The following is a 12,274-nucleotide window of genomic DNA, read 5'->3' as shown; positions in this document are numbered from 1 at the left end:
AAACAACAGGATCAGCAATTGCAAGACTGGATTTGCGTAAAGTAAAAAGCAGGCAGCTTGGGGCTTATTGAAAAAGATATTGATACAGTTCTTCAACCTTGCTCATTGTTATTACTTCAATATTGTACTTCTGTAATAACTTTTTTTCATTCTCCTTACGCTGACCGATATTGTATTTGCTGATGATGATTTTTTCAAAGCCGAGCTTTTCTGCTTCTGCAATCCGCTGATCAATTCGGTTCACAGCCCGTATTTCTCCGCTCAACCCAACTTCTCCAGCAAAACAAATGTGTGGGTTCAATGGCACATCTTCGTAACTCGAAAGCAAGGCGCATAATACTGCGAGATCAATTGAGGGATCTTCTACCTTCAACCCGCCTGCAATATTTAAAAACACATCCTTCATACCAAAATGGAAGCCACCACGCTTTTCTAAAACAGCAAGCAATAATTGTAAACGGCGAAGATCAAAACCACTTACTGTACGTTGTGGTGTACCATATACACTTTGTGTTACCAATGCCTGCACTTCTATTAATAATGGACGCATTCCTTCCATCGTTGCAGCAATAGCAATACCACTCAGTTGATCTTCTTTTTGCGTAATCAGAATTTCGCTGGGGTTGCTCACGGGCCGCATACCGGTTTCGCTCATTTCATAAATACCTAATTCAGATGTTGAACCAAAACGATTCTTCATTGTACGTAAAATGCGGTAAGCATAATGACGATCGCCTTCAAACTGCAGCACAGTATCAACCATGTGTTCCAGAATTTTTGGTCCTGCAATATTTCCATCTTTGGTAATATGCCCAATAAGAAATACAGGTGTGTTGGTTTCTTTTGCAAAGCGTTGAAGTTCGGCTGCTGTTTCACGTATTTGCGAAATACTCCCAGGGCCACTTTCTATATAAGGTGTTTGCAATGTTTGAATAGAATCAATAATTACAACCTGCGGCTTTAGTTTTTTTATTTCTTGGAAAATAGTATTGGTTGATGTTTCGGTAAGCAGATAGAAATCTTCATTGGTCATCTGTAAGCGATCTGCACGCATTTTTATTTGTTGTTCGCTTTCTTCGCCGCTTACATAAAGTGTAGTTGTATTTTTTAAATGCAAACCAAGTTGTAAAAACAAAGTTGATTTACCAATGCCGGGTTCTCCGGCAATTAATATAATACTTCCTGGTACAATTCCTCCGCCCAACACACGATTTAATTCTGCATCTTGTGTAAGTAATCTTTTTTCTTCGGTGCTTTTTACTTCGCTCAGTGAAATCGTTTTCATTTCACCAGCTGCAGTTTGTTCTTTCCAGCTTTGTTTTTGCGGATTAGTTTTATCCTTTGTAATAATTTCTTCAACAAATGTGTTCCATTCGTTACACGATGGGCATTTACCTAACCATTTCGCTGATTCGTAACCACAATTCTGACAAAAAAAAGATGTTTTTAATTTACTCATATCATTATTTCTCAAGCGCATAAAAGTGCATCAAAAAAAACGATTGACTTGAATTATTTTTTAAGCAAAAATGATTTTGAAATTTATGTAGTGTGGTGGATGAAATTGTTGCAACAACAACAACAAAAGTCAATTCGAAAGCGAAAGTTGATACAAAGTAAAAGGGCTGGAATTTCTTCCAACCCTTTGTACTTACTAACCCATTAAATTCTGTTGCTAAATTACAAATTGCCGCCACATTACAAAATTATTTTTGGGCGATGTGCATAAGTTTTATCAAAATATGGTAGTCTTCGGCACCGCTAAAAGGAGTGCTTTTTGGCTTTCTAAATATTTGAAAATCAATTAGATGGAACTTTTTTTTAAACATATTTATTTTTCTATTTTGCTTACGGCAATGATTAGACGTAACTCTCTCTGTCAAAACGACTTAGGACTTTTTTTTAACAGCCATTTTTTGACAAAAAAACTTTTTGGAAACTAATTTGTTGCTTCTTTAGTTTAAACATTGAACAGTTATGACAATTGGAATTCTTTTCGTTTCACTGATTTTTATGGCCATTGGTTTTTTGGTACAAATGCGCCTGAAATCGAAGTTTAAACAGCACGGTCAACAGCCTTTAATGAGTGGCTTAACAGGCAAAGAAGTGGCCGAAAAAATGCTGCGTGAAAATGGTATTTATGATGTGAAAGTAGTGTCGGTTGACGGATTTTTAAGCGATCACTATAACCCGGCCAATAAAACAGTTAATCTTAGTCCCGATGTATATAATGGACGATCGATAGCTTCAGCTGCAGTTTCGGCGCATGAGGTGGGCCATGCTGTACAGCATGCAACTGCTTATCAATGGCTTATGATGCGTTCCCGCCTTGTACCGGCTGTGCAGATAAGCACAACACTTTCGCAGTGGATTTTGGCTATTGGCGTAGGTATTATGGGCTTTGGGGGCGGTAACCCAACAGTTTTGCTGGTTGGTATTGTTCTGTTTGCTGTTACAACGCTCTTTTCACTCATAACCCTACCGGTTGAGTTTGACGCCAGTAACAGAGCACTTGCCTGGCTTGAACGGTCTAATGCTACAACAGCCCAGGAACATCCCGGAGCAAAAGATGCATTAAAGTGGGCTGCAACTACTTATGTAGTAGCTGCAATTGCATCGCTCGTAACATTAGTTCAATATATTTTAATTTATTTGAGCCGGAGAGACTAAATTTGAAATTCTTGCCCCATAAAAAATGCTGACCGTGCATTTTTTCCTTCGTATTTGTTTTGAGTATTGATGATGTATTCAAGGGAACAAATGGATAAAACTACCTGATAAAAAAATCGGAAGAAAGCTTTTATACATCCCTATTTATCAAACCAAAACAAGTAAAAATGAGAAAACTGTTAGCATTGACAATAGTCCTCCTATTGTCGTTCTGTCAGGTTTGGGCACAAACCAAAGAAGTAAAAGGCAAGGTTGTTGATGGGAGAGACGGCACTCCTGTTGCCGGAGCAACCATAACTGCAAATGGCCGCTCTGTCGGTGTTACTTCAGCTGCCGGCGAATTTTCTATAAATGTTTCTGCAGCTACAAAAAAACTGGTTTTTTCTTCAATTGGCTTTAATGATCTTGAAGTAACAATTACCGGTGAAACTTTAAATGTTTCAATGACTGCTGGAGAATCCAAAGCAATTTCAGAAGTTGTTGTAACCGGGTACACTACTCTACAAAGAAAAAAGTTTGCCGGCGCAACAGCTAATGTTGCTCCTGCAGAAGTTAGAAAACAACCCTTCGGTTCGTTTGATCAAGCTCTACAGGGACAGGCAGCAGGTATTTCAGTTGCAGCAAACAGCGGTCAGCCGGGTGCTAATGCTGTAGTTCGTATTCGTGGTAACGGTTCCATTAATGGCGGTAACGTTCCATTATACATAATGGACGGTATTGAAATAACAGCTGCTGATTTTGCAACAATTAACCAAGGCGACTTTGAACGTGTAGAAGTATTAAAAGATGCGGTTGCAACAGCTCAATATGGTTCACGTGGTGCAAATGGTGTAATTGTTATTTCAACAAGAAAAGGTCGTGCAGGTCAAATTCAGCTTAATTATGACGCACAACTTGGTTTCAGCAATTTGCCAAAAGACCGACTGGTTCTGATGAACAGCAAGGAAAAAATTGATTACGAATTACAACGTGGCAATCCTTACCAATGGACAACTGCACAGGCTGACAGTTTGCGTAAAGTAAACTTTAGCTGGAGAGATGCGCTTTTCAGAACAGGTGTAACACAACAGCACCAGATCAGCGCATCGGGTGGTTCAACTAATTCCCGCTTCTTTGCATCCTTATCTTATATGGACCAGGAAGGTATTGTAAAAACAACCGGTCTTAAGCGTTATACAGCAAGAATCAATGTTGATAATACAATCAAGAATTTTCGTTTTGGAATGAACATGCAGGTTGGCTTTTCCAGAATTACTGCAACTGGCGAAGGTAATACAACCTTAAGCACGCCATTAAACGCAATCAGATGGTCTAATCCATATGAAAGAGATTACAATCCTCTTACTGGCGATTTTCAACAATTTGGTGGAGCCGGCTATTTAACCTCCGGTCAACCAAATGGCGCAATGGAGTTATATCTCGATTATAACTACAGCAATCAACTTAAGGGTATTGCTACCTCTTATCTGGAATATAATTTTCCTTTTCTTAAAGGATTAACAGCAAGAACAAACTGGGGCGTTGATTATTCAAATGTTGAGTCTGCAGCGTTTAACGATCCACGTACTGCAGGTGCACAGGCAAGAAATGGATCTCTGGGAAGATCTTCAGGTTACAATTTCCGTTATACAGGTACTACATCTTTAAATTACAAAGAAACATTTGGCAAACATGAAGTAGAAGGTGGATTGTTTACCGAAGTGGTAAAGAATCAATCTCGCAGTTTCGGTTTTACCGCTTATGGTTTTACTAACGGATTCAGAAATGAAGCCGGTATTACACAAGGTAGCACTGCAAATGCAAATTATATTCCGGCAGTGTCAGGTTCTGGAACAAGAAACGGTATTCTTTCTTACTTCGGAATTTTTAACTACGGTTATGATGAGAAGTATTATGTTACGCTTGTTGGACGGAGAGATGGTTCTTCCCGTTTTGGTGTAAACAACCGGTTTGCAAACTTTGGGTCAGCCGGTATTACATGGTCTGTAACAAACGAGGATTTCATGAAAGATGTAAACTTCCTTGATGATTTACGTTTACGTGCAAGTATTGGAACCAACGGTAACAATAATACAGCCGCAGGAGATTTTGTTACACCTCAGTTTGGTGCTGTATCATACGGTGGTGTTAGTGGTTGGGCTCCTTCCAGCGCAGGTAACCTTAACTATCGTTGGGAAACAAACCGTACCATAAATTTTGGTGTAGATTTCGCTATTTTAAAAAGACGTTTAAGTGGTACTGTTGAATTGTACGATAGAAAAACAACCGATCTTTTTGCAAGCGATTTTATTGATCCGCAAAATTCGGGCTTCGGTTCTATTCAAAGTAACTTCGGTAGTTTACGTAACCGTGGTATTGAAATTACATTACGTGGTGAAGTGTTTAACAGCAAAGACTTCAACTGGACAATTACCGGTAACATTACGTACAATCAAAACAGAATTATCGATCTTATTCAAGACTCCGTTGTTACAGGGGTAACAATTTTGAAAGAAGGTAAACCTCTTAACACCTTATACCTTGTTGAGTATGCAGGTGTAAACCCAGCCAATGGTAATGCGCAATATGTAAACAAATTCGACAAGAGTGTAACCATGGCTTACAGTGCAAGTTATCGTAACTATTTTGGAACAACAGATGCTCCATGGTTTGGCGGTATTACAAGTTCCTGGAGTTACAAAGGGTTTGATCTTAGTGCACAATTGAATTTCTTTTTAGACAGGGTTCAATACAATAACGATAAGAACAATCTAACCAATCCAACATATTTTTATGACAACATGCATGTTGAGGTGTTGAAAGAATGGAGACAACCAGGTGATATTACAAACGTACCACGACCATCAAGCGGTGCCACCACTTTAGGTCCATCTAACCCATACCAATCTCAAACAACAAGATTCCTGGAAGATGCAAGTTTCTGGCGCTTACGTAATGTTACTTTAGGTTACACATTCGACTCCAAATTGCTTGCAAAGGCAAAAATCCGTACTGCCCGTTTGTTTGTGCAAGGACAAAACTGGTGGACTGCAACCAAATTCCAAAGTTTTGATCCTGAAACAACAGGTACATCGCTGGTTGGTGCGCAATATCCTGCCCTTATACAAACTACAATCGGCTTAAGCATTGGATTTTAATCACCCCAAAAAAAGTAACATGAAATATTTAACTATAAAGAAAGCATTAATTGTTTTTGCTGCAGTTGCAACGTTGCAGGCTTGCACCAAAAAAGAAGTAATTGAACTTACGCCTGAGTTTTCATTGGATGCATTGGAAAATCCTTCCAGTATGAAGCAGGTTGAAGAGGTATTAACAGGAGCTTATTCACGTTTCCGTGCAGCTGATTATTACGGATCGGGAAGCGGTACGGGTGCTGGCTGGGCTTTAATGCCGGATGTGTTGAGCGATAACCTGTACGAAGTTACTTCAGAAACTCTGGCTAACTCACGTGCTATGGCCGATTGGATCTACAACCAATCAACAGGACAGGTTTATAATTTATACCAGGCACCATACAATACAATTGCAGTAGCAAATATTGTTTTGCGTGATGTTGATAAATTTACAAACTCAACTAATCAATTAAAGGCAAACAGAATTAAAGGACAAGCATATGCAATTCGTGCATTAGCTCATTTTGATCTGTTCCGTTATTTTGGTACAAGTTTCGACCGAAACAGTACAACGGCATTGGCATTAGGTTATACAACAGAATTTACTGTATCGTCTGCATTAAAACCATCACGTCTTTCAAACAAAGATTATTACGATAAGTTGCTGGCTGATATTGGACAGGCGATTACGCTGTTAGGAAATATCGATCAGGCAATCAATACTGCAAGTGGTTTAACCCGCCCGTATCTTGATCTTAATGCAGCATATGCAATACAGGCTCGCATTCATTTATATGCGGGTAACTGGGCAGAGGCTGTAACGGCTGCAACAAATGCATTGAACGGGCGTCCCTTAGCCAATACACAGGCAGCATTCTCAGGTATGTATAATCAAACCAGTCGTGGAGAAATTATCTGGAACGTACAGTTTGAAGCCGGTCAAAGCGGTCCTACATTCCTGGTTTATTTTGTTACAAGTTCTAGAAATTATTTCCGTCCCGCTCCTGAAGTTGCAACTGTTGCAGGAACTTCAGGTCTTATTCAAAACAATGATATCCGCTACAGCGCTTACTTTACTCCTGTTGGAACGGGGGGACTTGGGCTTACGAAATATAAAGGAAAAGGAACTGCAACAGATGGTAATGCAAACTTTCCTGCAATCAGAAGTGGTGAAATGTATCTTATCCGGGCAGAAGCAAATGCACGTTTAGGCGGCACTAACGAAGTAGCTGCCTTGGCTGATCTGAACAACTTAAGAGCTGCTCGTATATCGGGCTATGTTCCTGTTGTGCTTTCGGGAACTGCATTGATCAATGCAATTGCAGATGAAAGAAGAAGAGAGCTGGTTGGTGAAGGACATCGTTTCTTCGATCTGAAACGTACAACACGTACAATTCAACGTGGAAGTGTTTGTGGTACTTCTGTTTCTGCAGCTGGTGATTGTTCGCTTGCTCCAACCGACAGAGAGTGGGCGTTGCCAATACATGAACAGATCAGAAATGCAAATCCGAACATGGTTCAAAATCCTGGTTACAACTAAGCAAGTTTTTATAATCATAAATGCTCCCTCCAGAGGGAGCATTTTTTGTTTCGGCTTTATTGAAGAATTAATTACTTTTAGTTGTACTTGTTACTAACATCAACCCAATATGATTTATTCACCTTTTGTAAATTTCGGAGCAGTTTTGCAAAATGCCTATTCGATCATAACAATACTGCTATTAAGACCAGGTGCTCTTTTAGGTATAATTAATGCACCGGAATTATTCCCAACAACCACTATTGAATACGCTGCAATAGAAGATAAAATGCAGAGAATTGCCTTTGGCAATCGAATAGCTTTTTAACCTGTTAAAGAGATAAGCAGCAAATACATTGCTTTTTCTGTCTACACAGGTGAGAATAAGAATTTATATACTCCTAATTATCAAACCAAAACAAGTAAAAAATGAGAAAATTGTTAGGATTGACAATAGTGCTCCTATTGTCGTTATGTCAGGTTTGGGCACAAACTAAAGATGTAACAGGAAAAATCACCGATGCAAAAGATGGTTCTCCACTTCCAGGTGTAACCGTTAAAGTAAAAGGTTCCAGTAAGGTTACTACAACGGCAAGTGACGGCACCTTCAAAATTTCTTTTTCGGGTAACAGCGCTGTGCTTCAAATTTCTTCTGTTGGTTACGAAGACCAGGAGATCAGTGTAACTGGCGGTGATGTTTCAGTTACATTAAATCCCGGCACTACCAATTTAAGTGAAGTATTGGTTGTTGGTTACGGTCAAACAGTAAAAAGAGATCTTACCACTTCTATTTCACGGGTAAAAGGTTCTGATGTCGCAAATACGCCGGTTCCGAATTTCTTACAAGGTGTGCAAGGTAGAGCTGCAGGTGTTTTGATTGAGGCAAATAACGGTAAAGTGGGAGAAGGTATTAAAGTGCGCATCAGAGGCGCCGCTTCTGTAAGTGCATCCAATCAACCGTTATACGTTGTTGATGGTATCGTAATTAACACCGGAACATTATCAGGTAATGCTTTAGCCGATATCAACTTTAATGATGTTGAATCGTTCGAAATCTTAAAAGATGCAGCAGCAACTGCTATCTACGGTTCTCGTGGTGGTAATGGTGTTGTAATCATCACTACTAAAAAAGGTAAAGCAGGTAAGGCAAAATTTAATGTAAATATGCAGTACGGTACAAATGAACCCACGAATAAAAGAGGGTTTATGAACTCAACTGAATATCTTGAGTTCTTCCGTGAAGCTGCAGTTAACAGTGCAAAGTATCATTATAACAGAGGAGGAAATTGGGCTGGTTTTTCAAGCGAAGCCGCAGCAATCACTTACATGACCGGTATTGTTGAAGGCCGTTTTAACAGGTATAGCGGTTTAACTACAGGTGGTGCAAACTGGAGAGCAGATACTGTTAATACAAATTGGGAAGATCTTGCATTCCAGAAAGCACAAACAAAAATAATTGAAGCATCAGCTTCAGGAGGTTCAGAAAAAACTAAATACTTCATCAGTGGATCTTACAACGATCAGGATGGTATTTTGTTTTACAATAATTTCAAACGTTATTCAGGACGTATTAATCTCGATCAGGAATTAAATAGCCGACTGAAAGTAGGTGTAAATAGTACCATCGCCCGTTCGGAAGCACGACGTGTTGGTGCAGATAATCTCTTTAACACTCCTATGCAAATTGTGGCACTGGCGCCAATTACACCGGTACGGAATAATCAAGGTCAGCTTTTTGATCGACCCACCACTACTTATTACAACCCTTTAATTGAAACTGAGAATGCTTCTTACGTTTCTACAACTTTCCGTAACATCAGCACCGTTTATGGTCAGTTAAATATTATTAAGGGTCTTAACTTCCGTTCCGAATATGGGTTGGATGTGCTTACTCAAAACGATAACTCATTCTATGGCCGTCGTACCATTACAGGACAAGGTACGAATGGTGTTGGTAATTCAGACTGGTTAAGAAGTGTACGTTACACGACTAACAATTATTTTAATTACGTTACCAATATCAAGGAGAAGCATGAGGTTGATGCAACACTAGGTATGGCATTTGAAAGTCAAACTAATAATACAGCAAGTGTTGAAGGGCAGCAATATGCAAATGATGATTTAAGAAATGTTGCAAACGCTGCAAACATTACAGGAGGTGCATCGGCATTAACTGAGTTTGCGTTGTTATCTTATTTCGGAAGATTGAATTATAAATTCAGCGACAGATATTTAATCGGCTTAAGTGGCCGTATAGATGGTGCATCTGTATTTGGTGATAAAAAGCGTTATGGTTTCTTCCCCGCAGCGTCAGTTGGTTGGGTTGTAAGTGAAGAAGCTTTCCTCCGAAACAGTAAGGCCATTAGCTTTTTGAAATTACGTGCAAGTTATGGTAGCCTCGGTAACTCTCAGGGTTTTGATCCTTATGGCTGGAGAGGTGTTTATGGAACTGGCCGTTATGCAGGCGTTGCAAGTATTGCACCGGGATCGCTCCAAAACGACTTGTTAACCTGGGAAACTACCAATCAGTTTGATGCGGGTTTTGAATTAGGTATACTCAATAACAAACTTGTTTTTGAGGTTGATGTGTACAACAAGCGCTCCGCAAAAAATGGGAAAGGATTTATTTATCAATACCCTCTTCCTTTAACTTCTGGTTTTGCAAGCATCCTCAGTAATATTGGTGAAATGGAAAACAAGGGAATTGAGTTTACATTGAACACAACGAATATGAATGTTCGTGACTTCAGATGGACAACAAGCTTCAACCTTGCATACAATAAAAACACTGTGTTAAACATCGATGGACAGCAGGATACGCTTTCGTTTAACGATGGTCGTTATATGAATGCTTTGATCGTTGGTCAACCCATAGGTGTTCATTATGGCCCCCGCTATGCAGGTGTTGATCCTGCAAATGGTGATGCACTTTATTATGAACAAGACGGTAAAACAACCACGAACGATTACAATGCTGCCGGCAACTTTACTGTTGGCGATCCAAATCCAAAATGGTTTGGCGGTGTTACAAACACATTTACTTACAAAGGATTTGAATTAAGCGTATTGTTTCAGGGAGTATTTGATTACGAAGTAGTGAACGGTGCCGGTGGCTTTATGAGTGCACGTGGCGACTGGTTCGATAACCAAACAAGAGATCAGCTGAACAGATGGAAAAAGCCGGGTGATATAACCAATATACCCGAAGCCCGTTTGAACTGGTTTGGTGATTTTGCTTCTCCAGGCGTTTCAACACAGTATATGGAAGATGCTAGTTATGTTCGTTTAAAAAACCTCACGTTAGCGTACAATCTCCCTTCTTCCGTATTAAATAAAATTAAACTCAGTTCTGTAAGAGCTTATGTTACCGGTGTAAACCTGGTTACCTGGACTAAATACACAGGTTGGGACCCTGAAGTAAATACAGATTACAGAGCAGGTAATATTAACCAGGGTGGCGATTTCTATGCTGCTCCACAAATCCGCTCAGTAACATTTGGTTTAAACATTGGCTTCTAATCTTAAAAAACTGATCAATATGAAACTATTTAAATATTCATTTATACTTATTACAGCCGGTACATTGTTTACTGCCTGTAATAAAAAATTAGATCTTCCCAATCCTCAGGCTATTGGTAACGATCTTGCATTATCAAACGACGCTAATGTGAAGCAGGTATTGTTAGGTGCCTACGATGCGTTAAGTTCCGGTAATCTTTATGGTGGCGATATTCAGATTTTTGGCGATCTGATGGCGGCATCCGGTGAACTGAACTGGACTGGTACATTTAATACATACAGGGAAGTGTATGGTAACTCTATGCTTACAACCAACCCTGTTATATTGAACATGTGGGCTGCCGGTTACCGAACAATCAATGTTGCAAACAACGTTATTGCAAATATTGACAAGGTAAATGCTGCAGACCGTAACAAAGTAAAAGGTGAAGCATTGTTTATTCGTGGTACTGTTTTGCTGGAGTTAACAAGATTTTTCGCAAAAGCATACAACGACGGTACTCCGGCTTCAAACGCTGGTGTTATTATACGCACTACACCTACAGAAGGTCTCAGCGATGTAAACTTCCCAGCACGCAATACTGTAGCAGAATGTTATACACAGGTGGTTGCCGACTTAACCGAAGCTGTAAACCTCTTACCGAATAAAAATGGTGTATATGCAGGTAAAGTTGCGGCTGCAACAATGCTTGCCCGTACATACTTACAAATGGGTAATTATGCAGGAGCACGTGACGCAGCAAATACTGGTATTACCGCAGCTGCCGGTAACTTTAGCCTGGTTGGTTCTTATGCCGGTGCATTTAATAATGCAGCATATACAACTGAAGATGTATTAGCAATTGTTGTAAGTGATCAGGATGGTGTTAACAACTGCCATACATTCTACTCAGTACCTCCATTTGGTGGTCGTGATGGTGATATTGTGATTTTACAGGCACATCTTAATCTTTATCCTTTAGTAGACCAGCGCAAAGATTTCTTTTACGATTTTGCGGGTGATTGGAGAAGTGGTAAATGGAGAGATGTATTTAAGAATGTAAAAGTGATTCGCCTAGCCGAGCTGTACCTTATTCGTGCAGAGTGTAACCAGCGCTTATCAACTACAACAGGTGATACACCATTAAACGATATCAACCGTATCCGTACACGTGCAGGTGCTCCGGTATATGTTGGTTCTGTAACATTGGCAAATATTCTGTTGGAAAGAAGATTGGAACTGGCGAATGAAGGTTTCCGTGTACATGATGCCAAGCGTTTGGGCGAAACTGTAAACGGCAGACCGTCTACTGACAATCGTCTTGTATTTCCTATTCCTTTCCGTGAATTGAATACAAATCCGAACCTGACGCAAAACGCAGGTTACTAATACAGCTGATGACAAGTTTAAAAATGCTCCCCTAATGGGAGCATTTTTTTTTGCACTTACCTTGCACTGGAATTGATTATTTTT

At 39.8% G+C, this 12,274-nt stretch carries 6 protein-coding genes; 5 read left to right on the top strand and 1 reads right to left on the bottom strand.

Going from position 1 to position 12,274, the window contains the following annotated elements:
• Positions 1–64: 64 nt before the first annotated feature.
• On the bottom strand, positions 65–1,459 hold the full coding sequence (radA, locus tag ESA94_RS07815) for a DNA repair protein RadA (protein WP_129130329.1): 1,395 nt from the start codon (positions 1,457–1,459) through the stop codon (positions 65–67).
• A 518-nt stretch (positions 1,460–1,977) separates the two neighbouring features.
• Here radA and ESA94_RS07810 point away from each other — a divergent pair.
• The 5 genes from ESA94_RS07810 (at position 1,978) to ESA94_RS07790 (ending at position 12,190) form a co-directional block, all read left to right on the top strand.
• A complete protein-coding gene (locus tag ESA94_RS07810) occupies positions 1,978–2,670 on the top strand; it encodes a zinc metallopeptidase (protein WP_129130328.1) in 693 nt (230 codons plus the stop codon).
• 167 nt (positions 2,671–2,837) lie between these two features.
• Positions 2,838–5,807 carry a SusC/RagA family TonB-linked outer membrane protein gene (locus ESA94_RS07805; protein WP_129130327.1) on the top strand — a complete coding sequence of 990 codons (2,970 nt, stop codon included), beginning with the start codon at positions 2,838–2,840 and terminating at the stop codon, positions 5,805–5,807.
• Positions 5,808–5,826: 19 nt separating this feature from the next.
• The gene (locus ESA94_RS07800; protein ID WP_129130326.1) at positions 5,827–7,323 is read left to right on the top strand and encodes a RagB/SusD family nutrient uptake outer membrane protein; all 1,497 of its coding nucleotides are present in this window, start codon (positions 5,827–5,829) and stop codon (positions 7,321–7,323) included.
• A 408-nt stretch (positions 7,324–7,731) separates the two neighbouring features.
• The gene (locus ESA94_RS07795; protein WP_129130325.1) at positions 7,732–10,821 is read left to right on the top strand and encodes a SusC/RagA family TonB-linked outer membrane protein; all 3,090 of its coding nucleotides are present in this window, start codon (positions 7,732–7,734) and stop codon (positions 10,819–10,821) included.
• Positions 10,822–10,840: 19 nt separating this feature from the next.
• A complete protein-coding gene (locus tag ESA94_RS07790) occupies positions 10,841–12,190 on the top strand; it encodes a RagB/SusD family nutrient uptake outer membrane protein (RefSeq protein WP_129130324.1) in 1,350 nt (449 codons plus the stop codon).
• Positions 12,191–12,274 lie beyond the last annotated feature (84 nt).

The sequence above is a fragment of the Lacibacter luteus genome, assembly GCF_004118265.1.
Lineage (GTDB): Bacteria > Bacteroidota > Bacteroidia > Chitinophagales > Chitinophagaceae > Lacibacter > Lacibacter luteus.
The sequence above is the reverse complement of the archived record's forward strand: the minus strand, read 5'-3'. Positions and strand labels throughout refer to the sequence as shown.